This is a genomic window from Sodalis glossinidius str. 'morsitans', assembly GCF_000010085.1.
GTDB lineage: Bacteria > Pseudomonadota > Gammaproteobacteria > Enterobacterales > Enterobacteriaceae > Sodalis > Sodalis glossinidius.
This window is the reverse complement of record NC_007712.1, coordinates 2743662-2765691: the sequence shown is the minus strand read 5'-3', so window position 1 is coordinate 2765691 and position 22030 is coordinate 2743662. Positions and strand designations below refer to the sequence as shown.

Annotated in this window: 16 protein-coding genes and 6 pseudogenes; 16 read left to right on the top strand and 6 right to left on the bottom strand. The window is 56.8% G+C overall.

Features of this window, described 5'->3' with window-relative positions; translation table 11 throughout:
• The first annotated feature begins 6 nt into the window (after positions 1 to 6).
• Positions 7 to 804 (top strand): annotated as a pseudogene (hisP, locus tag SGP1_RS14625) (histidine ABC transporter ATP-binding protein HisP).
• Here hisP and SGP1_RS14620 read toward each other — a convergent pair.
• Positions 791 to 1693 (bottom strand): TIGR01777 family oxidoreductase, encoded by a 903-nt coding sequence (locus SGP1_RS14620; RefSeq protein ID WP_011411438.1) that lies wholly within the window; start codon positions 1691 to 1693, stop codon positions 791 to 793. The pseudogene hisP and the gene SGP1_RS14620 overlap by 14 nt on opposite strands.
• Before the next feature lie 160 nt (positions 1694 to 1853).
• A pseudogene (locus tag SGP1_RS14615) lies at positions 1854 to 2479 on the bottom strand (glutathione binding-like protein).
• A gap of 233 nt (positions 2480 to 2712) precedes the next feature.
• Here SGP1_RS14615 and SGP1_RS14610 point away from each other — a divergent pair.
• Positions 2713 to 3082 (top strand): annotated as a pseudogene (locus SGP1_RS14610) (metallophosphoesterase family protein).
• 85 nt (positions 3083 to 3167) lie between these two features.
• Positions 3168 to 3737, top strand: coding sequence for an NUDIX hydrolase YfcD (gene yfcD, locus SGP1_RS14605; protein WP_011411436.1), 570 nt, complete (start codon positions 3168 to 3170; stop codon positions 3735 to 3737).
• Between the two features lie 309 nt (positions 3738 to 4046).
• Here yfcD and pta read toward each other — a convergent pair whose 3' ends face one another.
• Both pta and ackA read right to left on the bottom strand, forming a co-directional pair.
• Positions 4047 to 6191, bottom strand: a complete 2145-nt coding sequence (gene pta / locus SGP1_RS14600; protein ID WP_011411435.1) for a phosphate acetyltransferase — start codon at positions 6189 to 6191, stop codon at positions 4047 to 4049.
• A 75-nt stretch (positions 6192 to 6266) separates the two neighbouring features.
• Positions 6267 to 7469, bottom strand: a complete 1203-nt coding sequence (gene ackA / locus SGP1_RS14595) for an acetate kinase (RefSeq protein WP_011411434.1) — start codon at positions 7467 to 7469, stop codon at positions 6267 to 6269.
• Positions 7470 to 7813: 344 nt separating this feature from the next.
• Between ackA and yfbV the strand changes: the two genes are divergently transcribed.
• The 7 genes and pseudogenes from yfbV to SGP1_RS14570 all read left to right on the top strand — a co-directional run bounded on the left by yfbV (position 7814) and on the right by SGP1_RS14570 (position 12387).
• Positions 7814 to 8269 carry a terminus macrodomain insulation protein YfbV gene (gene yfbV / locus SGP1_RS14590; RefSeq protein WP_011411433.1) on the top strand — a complete coding sequence of 152 codons (456 nt, stop codon included), beginning with the start codon at positions 7814 to 7816 and terminating at the stop codon, positions 8267 to 8269.
• A gap of 166 nt (positions 8270 to 8435) precedes the next feature.
• Positions 8436 to 8929: pseudogene (locus SGP1_RS14585) on the top strand (YfbU family protein).
• Positions 8922 to 9614 carry a sugar phosphatase gene (locus SGP1_RS14580; RefSeq protein WP_050747713.1) on the top strand — a complete coding sequence of 231 codons (693 nt, stop codon included), beginning with the start codon at positions 8922 to 8924 and terminating at the stop codon, positions 9612 to 9614. The pseudogene SGP1_RS14585 and the gene SGP1_RS14580 overlap by 8 nt, the downstream one beginning before the upstream one ends.
• A gap of 269 nt (positions 9615 to 9883) precedes the next feature.
• A complete protein-coding gene (locus SGP1_RS32015) occupies positions 9884 to 10264 on the top strand; it encodes a hypothetical protein (protein ID WP_198408728.1) in 381 nt (126 codons plus the stop codon).
• 79 nt (positions 10265 to 10343) lie between these two features.
• On the top strand, positions 10344 to 10649 hold the full coding sequence (locus SGP1_RS32010; protein ID WP_198408727.1) for a hypothetical protein: 306 nt from the start codon (positions 10344 to 10346) through the stop codon (positions 10647 to 10649).
• Complete coding sequence (locus SGP1_RS36570) at positions 10618 to 10767, top strand: hypothetical protein (protein WP_198408726.1); 150 nt, start codon at positions 10618 to 10620, stop codon at positions 10765 to 10767. The genes SGP1_RS32010 and SGP1_RS36570 overlap by 32 nt, the downstream gene beginning before the upstream one ends.
• Before the next feature lie 226 nt (positions 10768 to 10993).
• Positions 10994 to 12387: pseudogene (locus SGP1_RS14570) on the top strand (SLC13 family permease).
• A gap of 80 nt (positions 12388 to 12467) precedes the next feature.
• On the opposite strand, the gene yfbR reads toward SGP1_RS14570, so the two are convergent.
• Together yfbR and SGP1_RS14560 are read right to left on the bottom strand one after the other, a co-directional pair.
• Positions 12468 to 13067, bottom strand: a complete 600-nt coding sequence (gene yfbR, locus SGP1_RS14565) for a 5'-deoxynucleotidase (RefSeq protein WP_011411431.1) — start codon at positions 13065 to 13067, stop codon at positions 12468 to 12470.
• Positions 13068 to 13319: 252 nt separating this feature from the next.
• A complete protein-coding gene (locus SGP1_RS14560; RefSeq protein ID WP_050747938.1) occupies positions 13320 to 14585 on the bottom strand; it encodes a pyridoxal phosphate-dependent aminotransferase in 1266 nt (421 codons plus the stop codon).
• Between the two features lie 910 nt (positions 14586 to 15495).
• Here SGP1_RS14560 and SGP1_RS14550 point away from each other — a divergent pair.
• The 6 genes and pseudogenes from SGP1_RS14550 to nuoF all read left to right on the top strand — a co-directional run bounded on the left by SGP1_RS14550 (position 15496) and on the right by nuoF (position 21969).
• A pseudogene (locus SGP1_RS14550) lies at positions 15496 to 16361 on the top strand (LysR family transcriptional regulator).
• 713 nt (positions 16362 to 17074) lie between these two features.
• Positions 17075 to 17512 carry an NADH-quinone oxidoreductase subunit A gene (locus tag SGP1_RS14545; protein WP_011411429.1) on the top strand — a complete coding sequence of 146 codons (438 nt, stop codon included), beginning with the start codon at positions 17075 to 17077 and terminating at the stop codon, positions 17510 to 17512.
• A gap of 15 nt (positions 17513 to 17527) precedes the next feature.
• Positions 17528 to 18202 carry a NuoB/complex I 20 kDa subunit family protein gene (locus SGP1_RS14540; protein WP_011411428.1) on the top strand — a complete coding sequence of 225 codons (675 nt, stop codon included), beginning with the start codon at positions 17528 to 17530 and terminating at the stop codon, positions 18200 to 18202.
• 79 nt (positions 18203 to 18281) lie between these two features.
• Positions 18282 to 20081 carry an NADH-quinone oxidoreductase subunit C/D gene (nuoC, locus tag SGP1_RS14535; RefSeq protein ID WP_011411419.1) on the top strand — a complete coding sequence of 600 codons (1800 nt, stop codon included), beginning with the start codon at positions 18282 to 18284 and terminating at the stop codon, positions 20079 to 20081.
• A 2-nt stretch (positions 20082 to 20083) separates the two neighbouring features.
• A complete protein-coding gene (gene nuoE / locus SGP1_RS14530; protein WP_011411418.1) occupies positions 20084 to 20617 on the top strand; it encodes an NADH-quinone oxidoreductase subunit NuoE in 534 nt (177 codons plus the stop codon).
• Positions 20614 to 21969: an NADH-quinone oxidoreductase subunit NuoF gene (gene nuoF, locus SGP1_RS14525; protein ID WP_011411417.1), complete on the top strand. Its 1356-nt coding sequence runs from the start codon at positions 20614 to 20616 to the stop codon at positions 21967 to 21969. Before nuoE ends, nuoF begins: the two co-directional genes overlap by 4 nt.
• The last annotated feature ends 61 nt before the right edge of the window (positions 21970 to 22030 follow it).

The following is a 22030-nucleotide window of genomic DNA, read 5'->3' as shown; positions in this document are numbered from 1 at the left end:
ACGTATATGCCAGAAATCAAATTGTCGATCCAGGAGCTGCACAAACGCTACGGTGACCATGAAGTGCTAAAAGGCGTGTCACTTGAGGCGCGCGCCGGCGATGTGATAAGTATTATCGGATCCTCAGGCTCCGGTAAGAGCACCTTTTTGCGCTGCATTAACTTTCTGGAAAAACCTAGCGAAGGATCGATCGCCGTTAATAATGAAAATATTCATATGGTGCGCGACCATGACGGCCAGCTTAAGGTGTTTGATAAAAAACAGCTGCAACTGCTACGCACCCGTCTGACGATGGTATTCCAGCATTTTAATTTATGGAACCATATGACCGTGCTGGAAAACGTCATGGAATCGCCAGTACAGGTGCTGGGCCTCAGCAAAAGCGAAGCGCGTGAACGCGCGGTACGCTATTTGGACAAAATGGGTATTGATGAGCGCACACGCGCCAAATACTCTATCAATCTTTCCGGCGGGCAACAGCAGCGCGTGTCCATTGCCCGCGCGCTGGCAATGGAGCCGGAGGTGCTGTTGTTCGATGAAACGACCTCGGCGCTGGATCCGGGCTAGTGGGTGAGGTGCTGCGCATCATGCAAAAGCTGGCTGAAGAGGGCAAAACCATGGTGGTGGTGGACGCACGATATGGAATTTGCGCGCTATGTCTCGAACCACGTCATTTTCCTGCATCAAGGTGTCATCGAGGTGCAGGGGCCGCCGTCAGAGGTGTTTGGCAGCCCGAAAAGCCCGCGGTTGCAGCAGTTCCTCTGGGGCCCTCAAGTAACCGCCTCGTCGGTTAGACGGCGTTGACGATTTCCGTTAGCGCCGCTTCCAGCTCGCTATAGCAAAAGGTAAAGCCGGCCTCGGTCAGCCGCCGCGGCATTGCCCGTTGGCCACCGAGTATCAGCGATGCCCCTTCGCCCAGAAATAATTGCACCGCCCGTGCCGGCACGCGGGTGAAAACTGGCCGGTGCAGGACGCCCGCCAGCACGCTGCTGAAATGTTCATTGCGCACCGGATAAGGCGAGCAAACATTGAACGGGCCAGCCAGTCCGTCGGTGGTTAGCATAAACAGCAGGGCGTTGACGATATCGTCGATATGGATCCATGACATGAATTGGGTGCCATCGCCGATGGGACCGCCCAGCCCGACTTTGTACAGCGGCAGCAATCTGCCGAGCAGACCGCCGTCGGCGGCCAGCACCACGCCGGTACGCGACAGGCAGACGCGGGTTTTTTCGCTGCGCGCCCTGAGCGCCAAATCTTCCCAGCGTGCGCACAGAGTGTGGGCAAAATCAATAATCGGCGGTTCATCTTCGTCCACTAGGGCATCATCCTGGTCTCCATAATAGCCGGTAGCGGAGCTGGAGATGAACACCGAGGGCGGATTCTCGCTCTGGCGTATCAACAGGCTCAGTTGACCGGTGACGTCCCAGCGGCTCTGACACAGCTTGTTTTTTTGCTCGTCGGTCCAACGGCGCTCGGCGATAGGCTCGCCGGCCAGGTTAATCACCGCATCAAATTCGTTGAGGTGCGACAGCGGCGCCAGCGTGGTCATGGTGGCAATCTCCGGCCCCAGCGTTTGCTGCGCGCGCTGGGTGTCGCGGGTCAATACGGTAACGTGATGCGATAAGGTCTGCAGTCTCATAACCAGGTGCCGGCCAATAAGCCCGGTCCCGCCGGTCAATAAAATTTTCATGGTGGTCTTCTCCGCCCGACATTAATCGATGCGTCGGACCGCAGGGGCCGCGCGCAACGATAGCAAAACTCCATTCTGCCTAAAGCATAGGCCACGGCGGCGGGAAATGCCCGTGGCGGACACAGTGCCGGGATCTGCGCCGCCGCCGGGCCAGCAAGGTTTAGCCGTTAGCCCGCCGCCAGGCGCGTTCCACCGCCGGACGGGTCCGGATCTCGTTGAACCAACGTTGCACAGTGGGATAGTCCGCCAGAGAGATATTCTGCTTCTCATGGGATACCTCCCAGGGGTAGGTAGCGATATCGGCGATGCTATACTGCTCGCCTGCGATGTAGCGGTGCTCCTGTAGTTGCTTATCCAGCACGCCGTAGAGCCGCGCGGTTTCGGTGCGGTAGCGGTTAATGGCGTAGGGGACTTTTTCGGGCGCATATTGGCTGAAGTGGTGTTCTGGCCGAGCATAGGCCCGAAGCCCGTCATTTGCCAGAATAGCCATTGCAGGGTGGTATGGCGTTCGCGCAGGTCGTGGGACAGCAGCTGTCCGGTTTTATCCGCCAGATAAAGCAAAATGGCGCCAGACTCAAACAGGCTGAACGGCGCGCCGCCGTCGGCCGGTTGATTGTCGACAATGGCCGGGATTTTGTTATTTGGCATTATGGCCAGAAAGGCCGGCTTGAATTGAGCGCCAGCGCTGATATCCAGGCGGTGAAGCTGATACTGCAAGCCGGTCTCTTCTAAAAACAGCGTAATTTTATGGCCGTTGGGCGTGGGCGCATAATAAACGTCGATCATAAAGCCTCCATCAGGATGAAGCGTGTGGCTTAACTGTAGTGCAAAAGCGCAGGGGATAAAAGCGAATAAGCAGCGGGGTGTGAGCGGGGTTTTTGGCGCAAAAAGGCGTTAGTCGGCTGACTATAACGGGACAGCGCTGACGCATGGAGGCTGAAGTTTGTTAAGCTTGGCGTGCCGCACCGTCTGTGCGTGCGGCGTCTCGGCATGCGAACAGGAGACGATAATGATAATTGATGATAGCGTCCGATATTCATGGCTCTCTAGCCGCCACGCGCCGGCTTCTGGCAGCGTTTGATTTAAGCGGCGCCCGCTGGCTGCTGCTTTTGGGGGACTTTCTGAACCATGGTCCGCGCAACCCCCTGCCTGAAGACTATCGACCGGCGGAGGTCGCCGCCGCTGGCGCCCGGCGACGCGCTGTTGTACGGCCATACCCATCTTCCCCAGGCGGAGCGTGTGGGGGAGCATATTCTGTTCAATCCGGGCTCGGTCAGCCTGCCAAAAGGCGGCTACCCGGCCAGCTATGGGCTGCTGGCTTATGGCCGGTTACACGTTGTGGCATTAGATGGTGGGGAAACTATTGCGCAAGTCGCAATAACCTTCTAAGTTATGACAAAATACGTCAGTCGCGTTTCTTACGTTCAACCATACCGCGCGGGCAGTCCGCGCCATTGCATAAGGGTGTCATAGGATGGAGAAACAGAGTCAGTCTGCCGGTGAGGAATGGGTCGACATTGTCAATGAAAACAATGAAGTCATCTCCCAGGCCAGCCGCCAGCAGATGCGCGCGGAACGTCTGCGTCACCGCGCCAGCTATATTGTGGTGCATGATGGTGCGGGCAATATTCTGGTTCAGCGTCGTACCGCCTGCAAAGACTTCTATCCGGGCTATCTGGATGCGACCGCCGGCGGCGTGGTACAAAGCGGCGAGGGAATGCTCGATTCCGCCCGTCGCGAGGCGGAAGAAGAGCTGGGCATTGCGGATGTCCCCTTCGCTGAACACGGGCAATTTTATTTCGAGAATGAGGCCTGCTGCGTGTGGGGCTCGCTGTTCAGCTGTGTCACCCATGGCCCGTTTGCGCTCCAGGAAAGCGAGGTCGAGGCCGTCAACTGGCTGACGCCGGAGGAAATTACCGGCCGCTGCGACGAATTCACCCCGGACTCGCTGAAAGCGCTGTCGCTGTGGCTGAGCCGCAATAACGCCCAAAGCTTTGGCAAGCCGCTGGCCTCGCAAACGTCGGACGATGGCGCGGCCCAGTAGCGGGCGCCAGCGTCGCGTGAGGCAGACCCTAGTCTATTTGCACGGGCAAGCCGGCGTAGGTATGAGGCCGGGCGCAGCACATTTGCACGAGCTTTACCGGCGTAGGCGTAGGAAAGAGCACATGACATTAACACGGGCGCTTAGCCGGCGTACGCGTGAGGCAGGGCGCAGTGGGGCTGCACGGGAAAACCGGTTTTCATTTCAGGAAAGTTGCATTACGCCTGTGCGGTGTGACCCGGGGGCCTCGCTCGGGAAAACCCTCGCTCCCGCCAGGGCCGGCGTGGTCGTTTCTGACGCTTTAACGCTAAATCAGCCTTCCGCCTGCTTCGACTGAATAGCGGTCAGGGCGACGGTATAGACGATATCATCTACCAGCGCACCGCGCGAGAGGTCGTTGACCGGCTTGCGCATCCCCTGCAGCATCGGGCCGATGGAGATCAGATCCGCTGAACGCTGCACCGCTTTATAGGTCGTATTACCGGTGTTCAAATCCGGGAAGATGAACACTGTCGCCTGACCGGCCACCGGCGAGTTGGGCGCTTTCGACAGCGCGACGTCGGCCATAATGGCGGCGTCATACTGTAGCGGGCCGTCAATGACCAGGTCCTGGCGTTTTTCCTGCGCCAGACGGGTGGCTTCGCGCACCTTCTCGACGTCGCTGCCGGCGCCGGAGTTGCCCGTGGAGTAGGAAATCATCGCCACGCGTGGTTCAATACCGAAGGCGGCAGCGGAATCAGCCGACTGGATAGCGATCTCCGCCAATTGCTCCGAGGTCGGATCCGGGTTGATGGCGCAGTCGCCGTACACCAATACCTGTTCAGGCAGCAGCATAAAGAACACCGACGACACCAGTGAACTGCCCGGCGCGGTCTTGATAAGTTGCAGCGGCGGGCGGATGGTGTTGGCGGTGGTATGTACCGCACCTGACACCAGCCCGTCTACTTCGCCTTGCTCCAGCATCAGCGTGCCCAGCACCACGTTGTCTTCCAGCTGTTCGTGGGCCACCACTTCGGTCATGCCTTTGCTTTTGCGCAGTTCGACTAGACGGGCGACATACTTCTCGCGCGCCACTTCCGGATCGATGATTTCGATGCCGTCGCCGAGTGTCACGCCTTGTACCGCGGCGACGCGCTGAATCTCATCGGGGTTGCCCAGCAAGACGCAATGGGCAATGCAGCGCTCGGCGCAAATGGATGCCGCCTTCACGGTGCGCGGCTCGTCGCCTTCCGGCAGGACGATGCGTTTACCCGCCTGGCGCGCCAGTTCGGTCAACTGATAACGGAACGCCGGCGGCGATAGGCGGCGCGGACGTTCGGAGCTGGCGGACAGCGATTCGATCCAGGCATTATCGATATGGCCCGCGACATAGTTTTGCAGTTTTTCCACCCGGCTGTGGTCATCGGCCGGCACTTCCAGGCTGAAGCTTTGCAGGCTGAGCGAGGTCTGCCAGGTGTTGGTCTGCACGGTAAACATCGGCAGGCCGGTCTGGAAGGCGCGTTCACACAGTTTCTGAATGCGCGGATCGATGTCATAGCCGCCGGTCAGCAGTACCGCACCGATTTCCACGCCGTTCATAGCGGCGAGGCAGGCGGCGACCAGTACGTCGGGACGGTCAGCGGAGGTGACCAGCAGCGACCCGGGGCGGAAATGCTCCAGCATATTCGGCAGGCTGCGCGCGCAGAACGTGACGGATTTCACGCGACGGGTCTGAATTTCCCCTTCGTGGATAATCGTCGCGCCCAGGTGGCGCGCCATGTCGATGGCGCGCGTAGCGATAAGGTCGAAATTCCAGGGAATGCAGCCCAGCACCGGCAGCGGGCTGTTTTCAAACAGCAGGCTCGGATCGACATTGGCGACGCTGGCCTTGCTGGAATCGTCGAAAATCTCCGACAAATCCGGGCGGGTGCGACCTTGTTCATCCACTGGCGCATTCAATTTGTTGACGATGACGCCGGTGATGTTTTTATTTTTGCTCCCACCGAAGCTCGAACGTACCAGCTCGATGCGTTCTTTCAGCTGGTCCGGCGAATCGTTGCCCAACGACAGCACAAAGACGATCTCGGCGTTGAGCGTCCGGGCGATTTCGTAGTTCAGCGCTGTGGCGAACTGATGTTTACGGGTGGGGACCAGGCCTTCCACCAGCACCACTTCCGCCTCTTGGGTGTTGGCATGATAGCGGGCGATGATCTCTTCCATCAGCACGTCTTGCTGGTTGGAGCCGAGCAGCGATTCAACATAGCTCATGGCCAGCGGTTCGGCGGAAGGAATGGTGGAGTTGGCGCGGATAATACGGGTGGTGGCGTCGAGGGTGTCCTCGCCGGAACGGGGCTGCGCGATGGGTTTGAACACGCTCAGGCTCACGCCCTTTCGCTCCATGGCGCGGATAACGCCGAGGCTGACGCTGGTCAGACCGACGCTGGTGCCGGTAGGGATCAACATGATTGTACGGGACACGGCTAAACCTCTTTCAACGGTTGCTCGTTAGTCAAAAACAGCCCCGCCGGACAAAGCCTGCGGGGGAGATTAGAATTACGCTGTCAGACGCGCAGCGTCCTGGGCGATAACCAATTCCTCGTTGGTCGGGATGACGATGGCTGGGCGGCTGGTGTCGGTGGTTATCACCCCGCCATGGCCGAAACGGGCGGCCAGATTGCGTTCATGATCCACTTCAAAGCCCAGCAGCGCCAGTTTTTTCAACGACAGCTCGCGCACCATCGCGGCATTTTCACCGATACCGCCGGTGAAAATCACCGCGTCCAGTCGGCCCTCCATAAGCGCGCTATAGGATCCGATGTATTTGGCCAGCCGGTGGCAGTACACATCCATGGCGCGGCGGGAGTCGGCTTTTTCGCGGTAATTGTCCTCGACATAGCGGCAGTCGCTGGTCACGCCGGTCAGACCCAGCAGGCCGGACTCTTTGGTCAACAACGTATTAATTTGGGCGACGGACATGCCTAACGCATCATGCAAATGGAAAACGATGGCCGGATCGATATCGCCGCTGCGGGTGCCCATAACCAGGCCTTCCAGCGGCGTCAGCCCCATGGAGGTATCCACGCATTGGCCATTGCGGATAGCGGAAACGGAGCCGCCGTTGCCCAAATGGCAGGTGATGACGTTTAGCTGATCAACCGGCTTATCGAGCAGTTTGGCCGCTTCGCGGCTGACATAATAGTGACTGGTGCCGTGTGCGCCGTAGCGGCGAATAGCATGATCCTGATATAAAGAATAGGGCAGGGCATAAAGATACGACTCTTCCGGCATTGTCTGATGGAAAGCAGTATCAAAAACCGCTACGTTCTTTTGCGTCAGCTGTGGAAATTCTTTCAGGGCTTCGCGGATGCCGATAAGATGAGCAGGATTGTGCAGCGGCGCGAACGGAATGGAATTCTCAATGCCTTTTACCACGTCGTCATCGATAATGGCGGACTGGATAAAGCGCTCGCCGCCGTGCACGATGCGGTGCCCGATGGCGGTTAATTGTGCCGACAGTTCCGGTTTTTGTGCCAAAATGGTATTAACGATAAAGTGCAGCGCTTCACTGTGCGCACTGCCGGCACCTAACGCCGCTTCTTGCTTGGCACCGTCCATCTTCCATTTGATACGCGCTTCCGGCAGATTGAAGCACTCGGCGAGACCGGAGATATGTTCTTCACCGTTGGCGGCATCGATAATGGCGAATTTCAAAGATGAACTGCCACAGTTAAGAACCAGTACTAGCTTACTCGACATGGAAGTACCTACTTGTTATACGTGGTTAATAATTCGTTAATCAGACTTTAATCGTAGCGCATTCCGCCGCTGACATTATATGATTAACATCATGGATGCGGTGATTTCGCGGTCATGATGTCGGCAATGCGCTCACGCGGCCCTGAAACGTTAGCTTAAGGCGGCTCCTACCACCTTGGCTGTCGCGGTCGACAGGAACGCTGGCGGCGGTGCATGCACAGCCCCGCAGCGAGGAATAGGATAACGACAGAGCGCGGTAAAGACAAAATATATTTAATTGTTATAAAATCCATAGTGAAGTTACTCTAATTTTTTAATAATTGTTCATAAAGTTGAGGTCCGCTATGTCGACACTCCCTTCCGGTTCGGTAAGTTGGTACAAGATATTCCAGCGCGGACAAAACTATATGAAGGCCTGGCCCGCCGAAAAAAGCCTGGCGCCGATGTTCCCGGAGCATCGCGTCGTGCGCGCCACCCGCTTCGGCGTGCGCTTCATGCCGGCGGTAGCGGTCTTTACCCTGACCTGGCAAATCGCTTTGGGAGGACAGCTCGGCCCGGCGGTGGCGACCGCCATTTTCGCCTGTAGCCTGCCGATGCAGGGGCTGTGGTGGCTCGGCAAGCGTTCGATAACGCCGCTGCCCCCCTCGCTGCTGACCTGTTTTCATGAGGTACGGCAAAAGCTCAATGAGGCGGGCCAGTCGCTGGCGCCGGTGGAAGGCGTGCCGACCTATCAGATGCTGGTCGAGGTGTTGAAACGGGCCTTCAAACTGCTTGATAAAGCGTTTCTGGATGATTTGTAACGTCTAAAGGCCCTGTCGGCACGCCCGGTGCCGGCCCCGCCGTCATAAATATTTCATCCGGTCATGGTTTACATCAAACAAAGCAGGGTTTGCAGTACCAGGCGCGTGGCGCTATGCCATGCAGACTTTCCTGGCGCGGCCAGGCTTTTAACACCAGGAGTAGATTATGGAGATGACCAACGCCAAACGGCTTATCCTGTCAAATCAGTATAAAATGATGACCCTGCTCGACCCTGACAATAGCGAACGTTACGCCGGCTGCAGATTATCGTCGAGCGTGGCTACGGCCTGCAGATGCGCGAACTGGAACGTGATTTCGGCGCGCTCAGTGAAGACGTTTGCCGCACAATTATCGATATTATGGAAATGCATCACGCCATGCAGGTGTTCTGGTCCAATTTAAAGGATCGCCAGGACATTGATGAACGCCGCCTGGAGTTTCTCGGCTTCGATGTCGCCACTGAAGCCCGCTATCTGGGTTATGTGCGTTTCATGGTCTTCACCGAAGGGCGCTACACCCATTTCGACTCCGGTACCCATGGCTTTAACGCCCAAACCAAAATGTGGGATAGATATCTGCGGATGCTGGCGGTTTGGCAAGCCTGTCCGCGTCAATATCATTTGAGTGCGGTAGAAATTTCGCAAATTATCAATGCCTGAAGACGGAGTAGAGGAGCGGCTTGTGCGCGGTTTAGGCTTTTTGTTTGACCTTGATGGAACATTGATTGATTCGCTGCCGGTGGTGGAATTGGCCTGGGGAAATTGGGCGCGTCGCCATGGCGTGCCGGAAGCGGAGGTATTGAATTTTATACACGGCAAACAAGCTATTACCTCGCTGCGCCATTTTATGCCGCTGCAAAGCGAAAAGACCATTCAACACGAATATCGTCTTTTAGAACGCTTTGAAGCTGAAACGATTGAGGGCGTAAGTGCGCTGCCCGGCGCGCGCGAGCTGCTTACCGAGCTCAACCGCCTGCAACTGCCGTGGGCGATTGTCACTTCCGGCTCGCTGCCGGTCGCCTCTGCCCGCGTGCGTGCAGGACAGCTCCCGGCGCCGCCGGTGCTCATTACCGCGGAACAGGTGCCGCGCGGCAAACCGCAGCCGGATCCGTATTTGCTCGGCGCCGAAAAGCTGGGTTTCCGGCCTGCGGACTGCATTGTCGTGGAAGATGCTATCGCCGGCATCCAGTCAGGGCTTGCGGCGGGGTGTCCGGTGATTGCCGTGAATCCGACGCCGGAAACGCCGCAGAAAGACGCGGTGGGAATAATTGTCGCTTCGCTGTGGCAGCTCAGGGTGACCCGGGAAGGGGATTACGCCCTGGTGAGTCGTCACGAGGTCGCCTGAGGCCTGAAAGGGCGACGGTGCAAGCCGGAGCGAGAAGTCAGCAGAGGTCGTAGTAGCCGCAATCTAGGCGAAGGGCCGAACGAGAAGGAGCGTCAAACGCCTTGCCGATGAATCGTGTATTGCATCAGATGTCCGCGCCAGCGGAGCGGATCGTTTAAGGGTGAGGTGAAACCTCGTCCAAAGCGCTCAGCGATGAAACCCGACTCCCGCGGCAAGAACCGGAAGACGCAGGGCGAGACTTGCTCATGCAAGCACTCGCGAGGGAAAACATGCAACGCGCGTGGAAACGCCTGAAGGCAAACAAAGGAGCTGCGGGGGTCGATGGTCTGAGTATTGCGCAGACCGGACAACACCTGAAGTACGCGTGCCGACCATCCGGCAACAAGATGGTCGGCACGTACCGGCCACAACCGGTACGACGCGTAGGCATCCCAAAACCGGATGGAAGCGAACGTGAACTGGGGATACCCACCGTCATCGGCCGTCTGCACGTTAACGACGCTGGAGTGATCCGGCTGGTGCGTGCTTACCTGAACGCAGGAATCATGAAGGGCGGTGTGGTGGTCGAGCGTGCGGAAGGGACGCCGCAAGGCTGCCCCCTCTCGCCTCTGCTGACCAACGTGCTTCTCGACGAAGTGGATCGAGCTTGAACTGCGGGGACACTGCTTTGCCCGCTATGCCGATGACTGCAATGTCTATGTGTGCAGTGAGAAGGCTGGCGAGCGAGTGATGAAACTGCTCAAGCGCTGCTACGACAAGCTGTACCTGAGGATCAATACATCGAAAAGTGCGGTTGCAAGCGGCTTTGGCCGCAAGTTTCGGGGTTATACCCTCTGGGAAGCCCCGAACGGCGAGATTAGACGCTTGGTGTCGAGAAAGGCGCTGGAGACGTTCAAGCAAAGGATCAGGCAATTGACTGGTCGATCGGGTGGACGCAGCATAAGCCAGGTAATCAAAGCACTACGCCGGCTATGTACTGGGCTGGAAAGCGTATTTCCAATTAGTGCAATCGGCACGACGCTGGCGACAGCTTGACGAATGGTTGCGTCGCAGGATGCGCGCTCTTCAGCTCAAAATGTGGCGACGTGGTAGTACGATTTACCGGGAGCTGTTGAAGCTTGGGGCTAAACCTCAAGTTCGGTGGCAGCGCTAAGCCGTCGGTGTTGGCACAACAGCCTGTCGGCGGTACATAACGTGTTGACGATTGCTTACTTGGATTCCCTTGGCATGCCTAGCCTCACGTAACCTCAACTGCTCGAACCGCCCGATGCGGACCCGTATCCGGGTGGTGTGGGAGGGGACTGGCCAGTTACTGGCCGCCCCCTATCCCGATTGGCATGCTGTGGCTGTAATGGCTTTTTCAGGATCGGGATGTTGGCATGAACGACGAACTCCTCTGGGTGCTTGGCCTGCTGCTGGTGACGGTGGTGCTGTTCATCACCGGGAAGGTGCGCATGGATGTGGTGGCATTGTTGGTCATTGTCGCCTTCGTGTTGAGCGGTACATTGACGTTGGCCGAAGCCACCGCCGGTTTCAGCGAACCTAACGTGTTGCTTATCGCGGCCTTGTTCGTCATCGGCGACGGGCTGGTGCGAATGGCCGGCAACAGCGAGCTGCGCATGCTACTTGACGCTGGTGGCGACGCCGATAGGCTGTTTAGTGCTGGTTCTCGGCATGGGCTATATGACGGTGGCGAGTTTCTGGCTGACGGTGCCCGATGACGGCCGTGCCGGCGACACCTGGCAGCGCCGCACCTTTCGCGATCTGATTCCGCGATTACCGGCTATCGGGACGCGCCAGGCGTCTCGCGCTGTGCGCCGGTTCGCCGCTTATCGGCCGCCGTCTGGATGATTTACGCCTGCGCGACCGCTACGGCGCCAATGTGGTCGGTATTGAGCGCTGGCGCAAATTCCGCCGGGTGATGGTCAGCGCCGGCGGCAATACCGAGCTGCGGCCGCGGGATGTACTGCTAATCGATATGTCCGCCGCCGAGACGGATTTGCGCCAGTTTTGCAGCGAACAGCAACTGGAGCCGATGGTCCTGCGCGGCGAATACTTTTCCAGTCAGGCGCGCGAGGTGGGAATGGCGGAGGTCAGCCTGATCCCGGATTCCTCTCTCCTGGCTATACTCTCAGGGAGGTCGCATTTCGCAGCCGTTACGGGCTGAATGTGGCGGGCATCCGCTGAGGCGGCGAGGCATTGCCGGGCGTACTGATCGACGAGCCTTTACAGCTGGGGGATATTCTGCTGGTGATAGGCGACTGGAAACGTATTCGGCAACTGCAGGCCTGGACGCGCGATTTTATTCTGCTCAATTTACCGGCCGAAGTGGACCAGATCGCGCCGGCGGCCAGTCAGGCGCCGCATGCGCTACTGGCGCTGGAGAAAACCGGCGTCGTCGATGTTGTGGTCCATTTATTAATACGTTTGTCCGGCGGGGCGGGGGCCCACGTGATGCTGCTAAGCATGTTTATCCTGTGCGCGGTGACCGGGCTGTTTCTCCAATACGGCCACTGTGGTATTGATGGCGCCTATCGCGCTGGGTGCGGCGCATCAATGGGCGTCTCGCCGTATCCGTTCGCCATGATTGTTGCCATCGCCGCCTCGGCGGCGTTCATGACGCCGGTCTCCGGTCTCCTCCCCGGTCAATACCTTGGTGCTCGGGTCCGGGGGCTATAAATTTAGCGATTTTGTACGTATCGGCGGCGTGCCGTTCACCCTGCTGGTGATGGCGGCCAGCGTGCTGGTGGTACCGCTGCTCTATCCTTTCTGACAAGCCAGCGGCAGGCGGTGGTGCTGACGAGCCGCGGCGGGTGGTGGCGTCAGGCGGAGACGTGTCTCAGTTCGGCGGTGCTACAGTGGTGAATCCTGGCTGATTTCGTCCAGCGACAGGCTGAAGCTTGGAATAAACACCTGCTGGAAATAGTCCATCGCGGGGCTGCGCCGTTCGTTAAGCGTTTTTTCCAGGCGCGCCATCGCCAGGGTAAATTCGGTATTACCGGCGGAAATCTCCTCCAGGCATTTCAGGTAGGCGCACAGGGAGTCGGCCTGCTTGACGACGGCTTTCTCCGCGGGCAGGTAATATTGCTCGTCGATAAGTAGACGGAAATCCTCCCGCAGCGCTTCCGGCACCATATCGATCAGTTTTTGCTGTGCAATTTTTTCGATATTTTTGTACTCATGGGCGATCTGCGCATTGTAATACTTGATGGGCGTCGGCATATCGCCGGTCAGTACTTCGCTGGCGTCGTGATACATCGCCAGTAGTGCGATACGTTCGGCATTCAGGTTAGCGCCGAACAGACGATTATTAATGAGCGCCAGAACGTGGGCGACAAACGCCACTTGCAAACTGTGCTCCGAGACATTTTCGGTACGCACATTGCGCATCAGCGGCCAGCGGTTGATAAGTTTCAGGCGTGACAGATGGGCGAAAAAGTGGCTTTGAGTCATAAATGTTTCCAGAAAGACGCGACAACGGAAACGCTATTGTGCGCACCCGGCGGCGGTTATGCAAATCTCCCGATGTCGGCTTTGGCGATTCGGCCAGTGGCGCTATGTCTATTACGACGGTAGTGATGCCGCGCGGTGGACATGCATGCAATCGGCTACGCCACCCCTACGCCGGCAGCTCTGACGGCGGTGGTGCGGTGCGCGACGCTTGCGGTCAAACCGCTTCGCCTGCGCCACGCCGCCCGTCTGTTCTTATTGATGATAGTGCTGCATAAACCGGCCAAATTTGCCGATGGCGGTTTCCAGTTCATCGACCCGCGGCAGCGTCACGATCCGCAAATGATCCGGCCAGGGCCAGTTGAACGCGCTGCCCTGAACCAGCAGCACTTTCTTCTGCAACAGCAAATCGAGCACCAACTTCTGATCATCATGAATATTAAAACGTTTGGCATCGTAGCGCGGGAACATATAGAGTGCGCCGCTCGGCTTGACGCAGGACACCCCGGGGATGTCGTTGATAAGCTCCCAGGCCCGGTTACGCTGTTCATACAGGCGCCCGCCGGGTTGGATAAACTCGCTGATGCTCTGATAGCCGCCCAGGGCGGTTTGGATCGCATGCTGCATCGGTACGTTGGCGCAAAGGCGCATTGAGGCCAGCATCTCCAGCCCTTCGATATAGCCTTTAGCGTGTTTCTTAGGACCGTTGAGCACCATCCAGCCCTGGCGGAAGCCGGCGACGCGGTAGGTTTTCGACAGGCCGTTAAAGGTGACGGTAAGGAGATCGGGCGCCAGCGCCGCAATAGAATGATGCTCCGCGGCGTCGTAAAGTATTTTGTCGTAAATCTCGTCGGAGAAAATAATCAAATTATGCTGGCGGGCGATCTCAACCAGCGACAGCAACATATCTTTACTGTACACCGCGCCGGTCGGGTTATTCGGGTTGATAATCACCAGCCCACGCGTGCGGGGGGTGATTTTGCAACGGATATCGTCCAGATCGGGAAACCAGCCGGCTTCTTCATCGCACAGATAATGCACCGCATTGCCGCCCGACAGCGAAACCGATGCCGTCCACAGCGGATAATCTGGCGCCGGGATCAGCATTTCATCGCCGCTGTTGAGCAACGCCTGCATGGATTGCTGGATCAATTCCGAGACGCCGTTGCCGATATAGACATCCTCCACGGTGAGATCCAGCATTTCGCGCTCCTGGTAATGTTGCATAATGGCCTTGCGTGCGGAATACAGCCCTTTGGAGTCGCTATAGCCTTGCGCCGTCGGCAGATTGCGGATCACATCCACCAGGATTTCATCCGGCGCGTCAAAACCGAACGGAGCTGGGTTGCCGATATTTAACTTGATGACTTTATTGCCTTCTTCTTCCAGGTGTTTTGCCTCTTTCAGCACGGGGCCACGAATGTCGTAACAGACGTTTTCCAGTTTGCTAGATTTTTCTACGGGTGCGACCACGATATTAACCCTTCTGCCAGATAGCGTATTCCCACCATGGATACGCATGATCTGCATAATGTACTCTTGTCCCGCGCGCTTTTGAAGGAGGAAACTGCGCAGACGGGGATTGTGTGGTGCGCCGGCGGCAAAAGTGAAAGAAGGAGTATTCTTATTTAAAAATAACCCTAAAAACATGCGTGATAATTATCATAGCGGGGTTCGGCAGGGAAATTAATAGAGGTTGGGTGGTCGCTTTTTATACAATATCTTGGTTGAATAGGGTAAGGTGTGAGGTGATGGAGGGGCAAGGGGACGTTCAGCCGGACAAGGGGAGGTTTTTGTCTTTGCGTGCTGAGTCCAGGACGGCCAGGGATCACGCCCGTGCCTGGCCTAGGTAAATGACGAATTTGTCGTTTTGTTGACGAAGCGTTTCATTTTGTTCGTCGTCTAGCGCACGCGGCGAAATTTAACTTCTTGACCGTCGCGGGGTTATTTATGGTATAACTTACAAGCGGTCAGATTTAGAAAAGAAGGACTATTTTTTCGTTTAAACAACAGTTAAGAGAAATTTATGTTAATAGGCGGGGCCGCAAGATAAAAATAACGCTTAATCATTAATATCTAACATTTATTGCCATTGTTGTTTGAGCATTCAATTAGTTAAATTAACGTTTGTGCCAAGCCGCCAGCTTATTTTGTTTTATACATCAAGGGGAACGAATGTTATCCTTATCAAAGCAAATGTATTGACCGCATTGGTGCGTAGTTTCAGTTTAACGGCAGTCTTTTTTAAGTGGGAATGCGATTGTTGAAGAATGAACCCTCCGGCACAAATACTGCATATCGTTCGAGGCGCCTGGCCTTACGGACGACACGATATGCCAAGGGTCGGCTTTTGACAATACGGCGGAGTTACCACCTTTTGCAACGCCAGGACAGTAGTTTGTAATTAGAATTCAAACAGTGAAGACAATATATGATCAATGCAAATCGTCCCGTACTCAATCTCGATCTGTTGAGAACGTTTGTTGCCGTCGCCGATCTTAACACTTTCGCTGCGGCAGCGGCCTCAGTCTGCCGCACGCAATCTGCGGTCAGCCAGCAGATGCAGTGATTAGAACAGCTTGTGGGGAAAGAGCTTTTCGCCCGTCATGGTCGTAATAAGCTTTTAACTGAACACGGAATTCAACTGCTTGGCTATGCCCGCAAGATTTTGCTGTACAATGATGAGGCCTGTACTTCCCTGATGTTCAGCAATATCCAGGGCGTGCTGACCATAGGCGCGTCGGACGATACCATCCTGCCCTACCTGCTAAACCGCGTAACTCGAATTTACCCCAAACTGTCCGTCGATGTCTGTGTGAAACGCGGTCCGCAAAAGGTGGAGATGCTGAAAAATGGCGAGGTGGATTTAGCCATTAGCACCCAGAGAGATGTTATGCCTTCACGCATCCTTCCGTGACACTGCTTACCTCACCGATATTATGGTACTGTGCGGCGGATTACCGCTTCACGCCCGGCGAAGTCGTCCCGCTGGTGGTGCTCGACGAGTCAAGTCCGTTTCGCACTCTGGCCGTGGAAAGCCTCGATGCAGCGGGAGTGCCGTGGCGTATCGCCTACATTACGTCGACCTTATCTGCCGTGCGCGCGGCCGTCAAGGCGAGCATGGGCATCACCCTGCGGCCGGTGGAGATGATGAGTCCCGAACTGCGGGTACTGGGGGTGAGCGACGGTCTGCCGGAGTTGCCCGCTACGCGCTATGCGCTATGTAAAAACCCGCAGGGCGAAAACGAATTGGCGATGGCAATTTTCAACGCCCTTCAGTCGGGTAGCGATACCTAACACGCCAAAACCGCTCCCGTCGTTGGAAGGGGAAAGTCCTTCGCTTGAAGATGAATGATTCTTTTTATCTAGAATAAGCTACTGATAATGTAGCTTATTTTTGGTAATACTTTATTAATCCCCTTCTTTGTGCGTTAGTGTGCTCAAAAGATTAAAACTCACAGTTATCTCCTTATCGACCTGTGGCGTATTTCCCCACCGCCCCCACGTCATTGGCTCGGCTATTTGATGGGCATATCAATAAATTAGAAATAGCATTTTAAAAAATACACTGCCAAAAAGGTGGTTATTTGCACAATAAAACCCTGAAAAATCTGTTGAAATGTGTCCTGGATCATAAAAAAGGTTTACCGCTTACGCCGATCCATAGGATTTTTCGCGAAAATGGTATAATTGAGCGCAGCTTTCCCTGATCCCTGATGACCGGTCCGCAAGCCGGAATAACGTTTCGATGACTGACACGATTTAGCTAATTTCCTGCACAATCCCTGTTAACTGACCTTTGCAGGTGTAAATTAACATGGGGTTCATGATGTCTAAGTTGACAAAAGGTTATAAAAAGGAGTAAAAAACCCCACACAATGGCTGTGTATCTTATTACCACACGGATTTTATGGTTTCTTACTTCCTTCCCGTAAATCGATGTGATGCGTAAAACTGCCGAATTCATAGAGCAGCCTGCAAATCGCCACTTTTGATGAGTAGCAAAGAGAATGTCGATAACTACTGAAATTACCGCTCATTATTGGGCTTTCGCCGTATTCCTCCTGAGTGCGCTGGGTCTGTGCGTCTTCATGCTTACCGGCGGTTTCCTGCTGGGCGCCCGCGCCCGGGCGCGCTCGAAAAACGTGCCGTTTGAATCTGGGATCGACCCGGTGGGCACCGCAAGATTGCGCCTTTCAGCTAAATTTTACCTTGTGGCGATGTTTTTCGTCATTTTCGACGTTGAAACCCTCTATCTTTATGCCTGGGCTACCGCTATTCGCGAAGCGGGCTGGGTGGGCTTCATCGAGGCAACCATTTTCATTCTTATCCTGTTGGCGGGTTTGGTTTACCTGGTGCGTATCGGTGCCCTTGACTGGACGCCGGAGCGCTCCCGACGTTTGCGCCGGGCAGGCCCCATTGGCGAAACCCCCCGTCATCAAGAGTAACAGCGAGGCAGCAAAATGGATTACACCCTCACCCGCGCGGAGCCGGACGGAGATAACGAGCGGTATCCCCTGCAAAAACAGGAAATCGTGGCGGATCCGCTGGAGCAGCACGTCCATCGCAGCGTATACCTCGGCAAGCTTGAGAGAGCGCTGCACAATGCGGTGAACTGGGGACGCGGCAATTCGCTTTGGCCTTACAACTTCGGCCTCTCCTGCTGCTATGTCGAAATGACCACCTCCTTTACCGCTGTGCACGACGTGGCGCGCTTCGGTTCGGAAGTTATCCGCGCCTCACCGCGCCAGGCGGATTTCATGGTGGTGGCGGGGACGCCTTTCACCAAGATGGCGCCCGTCATCCAGCGTCTTTACGACCAAATGCTGGAGCCGAAATGGGTTATCTCCATGGGCGCGTGTGCCAATTCCGGCGGAATGTACGATATTTATTCTGTTGTGCAGGGCGTTGATAAATTCCTGCCGGTGGACGTCTACATTCCCGGCTGTCCGCCGCGCCCTGAAGCGTACATCCAGGCGCTGCTGTTGCTGAAGGAGTCTATCGGCAAAGAACGCCGCCCGCTCTCCTGGGTGGTGGGCGATCAGGGCGTCTATCGCGCCAACATGGAGTCGGAACGTCAACGTAAGCACGGTGAGCGTATCGCGGTCACCCATCTGCGCACCTCCGACGAAATTTAACGCGCGGATACGCATGCTGGTCGCGGCTGAATAAGTGGGGCGGCATGTGCCGTCACAGCCAAATGTGGTGAAGATAACTATGACAGAGTTGATGACGCAGAATTCCGCCCTGCCGGTCTGGCAATCACAGGATCATCAAGATGATCCTGTGATTGCCGAGTTGCGTAACCATTTCGGGCCGGACGCTTTCAGCGTGCAGCCGACCCGTACCGGTATTCCGGTCGTTTGGGTGAAGCGCGAGCAAATTCTCAAGGTGCTGACCTTTCTGAAGAAGCTGCCAAAACCGTACGTGATGCTTTATGACCTGCACGGGGTGGACGAGCGCCTGCGTACCCACCGCCAGGGCTTGCCAGCAGCGGATTTTACCGTTTTCTATCATCTGATTTCCATCGATCGCAATCGCGACATCATGCTGAAGGTGGCGCTGTCGGAAAACGACCTGCATCTGCCTACCTGCACCCGCATTTTCCCCAACGCCAACTGGTATGAGCGTGAAACCTGGGAAATGTTCGGCATGACCTTTGATGGCCACACGCACCTGACCCGTATCATGATGCCGAAAAGCTGGGAAGGACACCCGCTGCGCAAGGATTATCCGGCGCGCGCCACCGAATTCGATCCTTTCGTCCTCACCAAACAAAAAGAAGATCTGGAGATGGAAGGGCTGACCTTCAAGCCGGAAGAGTGGGGAATGAAGCGTGGCAAAGACAATGAGGACTTCATGTTCCTCAACCTGGGGCCGAACCATCCTTCCGCACACGGCGCGTTCCGCATCATTTTGCAGCTCGACGGCGAAGAGATCGTCGATTGCGTGCCCGATATCGGTTATCACCACCGCGGCGCCGAAAAGATGGGCGAGCGCCAGTCCTGGCATAGCTATATCCCTTATACCGACCGTGTCGAGTACCTCGGCGGCTGCGTCAACGAAATGCCTTACGTGCTGGCGGTAGAAAAGCTGGCCGGCATCGTGGTGCCCGATCGCGTTAATGTGATCCGGGTGATGCTGTCGGAGCTGTTCCGCATCAACAGCCACCTGCTGTACATCAGTACCTATATTCAGGACGTGGGCGGGATGACGCCGGTATTCCTGGCGTTTACTGACCGTCAGAAGATTTATGATGTGGTCGAGGCGATCACCGGTTTTCGTATGCATCCGGCCTGGTTCCGCATCGGCGGCGTGGCGCACGATTTGCCGCGCGGTTGGGAAGGGTTGCTGCGCGAGTTCCTCGACTGGCTGCCGAAGCGTCTGGACAGCTATGTCAAAGTGGCGCTCCGCAACAGCGTACTGCGCGCCCGCGCCGAGGGCGTCGCCGCCTATGGCGCGAAAGAGGCGCTGGACTGGGGCGTGACCGGCGCTGCGCTGCGCGCCACCGGCATCGATTTTGACGTGCGTAAATGGCGTCCTTATTCCGGCTATGAAAACTTCAACTTTGAAGTGCCGGTGGGCGATGGCGTGAGCGACTGCTATAGCCGCGTGATGTTGAAGGTGGAGGAGATGCGCCAAAGTCTGCGCATCCTTGAGCAGTGCCTGAACAACATGCCGGCAGGCCCTTTCAAAGCCGATCATCCGCTGACCACGCCGCCGCCGAAAGAGCGCACCTTGCAGCATATCGAGACGCTTATCACGCACTTCCTGCAGGTCTCGTGGGGACCGGTGATGCCGGCTAACGAATCATTCCAGATGATCGAGGCGACCAAAGGCATCAACAGCTATTACCTGACCAGCGATGGCAGCACAATGAGTTACCGGACGCGTATCCGCACGCCCAGTTTCCCTCATTTGCAGCAAATCCCCTCGGTTATTCGCGGCAGCCTGGTATCGGATTTGATCGTATACCTGGGCAGTATTGATTTCGTTATGTCAGATGTGGACCGCTAATTATGCAGCAACAGCAAGATACCCCCAAGTATGCGGCGGCGGCGGGGCTGGACGCCGCCACCGAAACGTTCGAGCTGAGTCGCGAAGAGCGCGAAGCCATCAAGCATGAGAAGCACCATTACGAGGATGCGCGCGCCGCCTCGATCGAAGCGCTGAAAATCGTGCAGAAGAATCGCGGTTGGGTGCCGGACGGGGCCATCGCGGCTATCGCGCAGGTGCTGGGTATTCCCGGCAGCGATGTCGAAGGGGTGGCCACGTTCTACAGCCAGATTTTCCGTCAGCCGGTGGGCCGCCATGTTATCCGCTATTGCGACAGCGTGGTCTGCCATATTACCGGTTATCAGGGCATTCAGGCCGCGCTTGAGCAATCGCTGAACATTAAGCCGGGCCAGACTACGCCCGACGGGCGCTTCACCCTGCTGCCCACCTGCTGTCTGGGCAATTGCGACAAGGGACCGACCATGATGGTGGATGACGATACCCACTTGCATCTGACACCGGAAGGTATTGGTCCGCTGCTGGAGCAATATCGATGACCAAAACCATTGTCCGCTTGGCGGAAACGCACCCGCTGACCTGGCGGCTGCGCGATGACCATCAGCCGGTGTGGCTGGACGAATATCAGAGCAAAAACGGCTATGTCGGCGCACGCAAGGCGTTGAGCGGCATGGCGCAGGACGATATCGTTACGCTTGTGAAAGACTCGGGCCTGAAAGGACGCGGCGGCGCCGGCTTTTCGACCGGCCTGAAGTGGAGCCTGATGCCGAAAGATCCCGCCATGAACATTCGCTATTTGCTGTGCAATGCTGATGAGATGGAGCCGGGCACCTATAAAGACCGTTTGCTGATGGAGCAACTGCCGCACCTGCTGGTGGAAGGGATGCTGATCGCCGCCTTCGCTCTGAAAGCCTATCGCGGCTATATTTTCCTGCGCGGCGAGTATATCGAGGCGGCGGCGAACCTGCGCCGCGCGATAGCCGAGGCCACCGAGGCCGGTTGGTTGGGCAAAAATATTCTGGGCAGCGGGTTTGACTTCGAGCTTATCGTCCACACCGGCGCCGGGCGCTATATCTGCGGCGAAGAAACCGCGCTGATCAATTCCCTGGAGGGGCGCCGCGCTAACCCGCGCTCGAAACCGCCGTTTCCCGCCAGCGCTGGCGCCTGGGGTAAACCCACCTGTGTCAACAACGTCGAAACATTATGCAATGTGCCGGCCATCCTGGAGCACGGGGTAGACTGGTATCAAGGCATCACCGCCGGCAAGAGCAACAGCAACGACGCCGGCACCAAGCTGATGGGCTTCTCCGGTCGGGTGAAGAACCCCGGCGTCTGGGAACTGCCGTTCGGCATCACCGCGCGCGAGATCCTCGAGGATTACGCCGGCGGCATGCGCGATGGCCTGACATTGAAAGCCTGGCAGCCCGGCGGCGCCGGCACCGACTTTTTGATCCAGGATCACCTGGATCTGCCGATGGATTTTGAGAATATTGGCAAAGCGGGCAGCCGGCTCGGCACCGCTCTGGCGATGGCGGTGGACAACGAAATTAACATGGTGTCGTTAACGCGCAATCTGGAAGAGTTTTTTGCCCGGGAATCCTGCGGCTGGTGTACGCCGTGCCGCGACGGCCTGCCGTGGAGCGTCAAGCTGCTGCGTGCGCTGGAGAGCGGCAAAGGCCAGCCCGGGGATATTGAAACCCTGGAGCAGCTGTGCCGCTTTCTTGGCCCCGGCAAAACCTTCTGCGCCCATGCACCCGGGGCGGTGGAGCCGTTGCAAAGCGCGATTAAATATTTCCGCTCCGAGTTCGAGGCGGGTATCAGCGTTGAACATTTGGGCAATACGCGCGCCATCGCCGGCGTGCAGCCCAACCTATTAAAAGCGCGCTGGTAATCGTCCATGCGACATGAGCGGGTCAGGCGGGCGCACGCGCTTTGCACCCTGAACGCATTTT

Bases quoted from the DNA above. Each gene is read 5' to 3' on its own strand.
- SGP1_RS32010 (WP_198408727.1), top strand. From the start codon at position 10,344: ATGAAACTGCTCAAGCGCTGCTACGACAAGCTGTACCTGAGGATCAAT.
- SGP1_RS14545 (WP_011411429.1), top strand. From the start codon at position 17,075: ATGTCGATAACTACTGAAATTACCGCTCATTATTGGGCTTTCGCCGTA.
- SGP1_RS14580 (WP_050747713.1), top strand. From the start codon at position 8,922: ATGCCTGAAGACGGAGTAGAGGAGCGGCTTGTGCGCGGTTTAGGCTTT.
- yfcD (WP_011411436.1), top strand. From the start codon at position 3,168: ATGGAGAAACAGAGTCAGTCTGCCGGTGAGGAATGGGTCGACATTGTC.
- yfbV (WP_011411433.1), top strand. From the start codon at position 7,814: ATGTCGACACTCCCTTCCGGTTCGGTAAGTTGGTACAAGATATTCCAG.
- SGP1_RS32015 (WP_198408728.1), top strand. From the start codon at position 9,884: ATGCAACGCGCGTGGAAACGCCTGAAGGCAAACAAAGGAGCTGCGGGG.
- ackA (WP_011411434.1), bottom strand. From the start codon at position 7,469: ATGTCGAGTAAGCTAGTACTGGTTCTTAACTGTGGCAGTTCATCTTTG.
- SGP1_RS14620 (WP_011411438.1), bottom strand. From the start codon at position 1,693: ATGAAAATTTTATTGACCGGCGGGACCGGGCTTATTGGCCGGCACCTG.
- SGP1_RS14560 (WP_050747938.1), bottom strand. From the start codon at position 14,585: ATGCGTATCCATGGTGGGAATACGCTATCTGGCAGAAGGGTTAATATC.
- nuoF (WP_011411417.1), top strand. From the start codon at position 20,614: ATGACCAAAACCATTGTCCGCTTGGCGGAAACGCACCCGCTGACCTGG.
- SGP1_RS14540 (WP_011411428.1), top strand. From the start codon at position 17,528: ATGGATTACACCCTCACCCGCGCGGAGCCGGACGGAGATAACGAGCGG.
- nuoE (WP_011411418.1), top strand. From the start codon at position 20,084: ATGCAGCAACAGCAAGATACCCCCAAGTATGCGGCGGCGGCGGGGCTG.
- yfbR (WP_011411431.1), bottom strand. From the start codon at position 13,067: ATGACTCAAAGCCACTTTTTCGCCCATCTGTCACGCCTGAAACTTATC.
- nuoC (WP_011411419.1), top strand. From the start codon at position 18,282: ATGACAGAGTTGATGACGCAGAATTCCGCCCTGCCGGTCTGGCAATCA.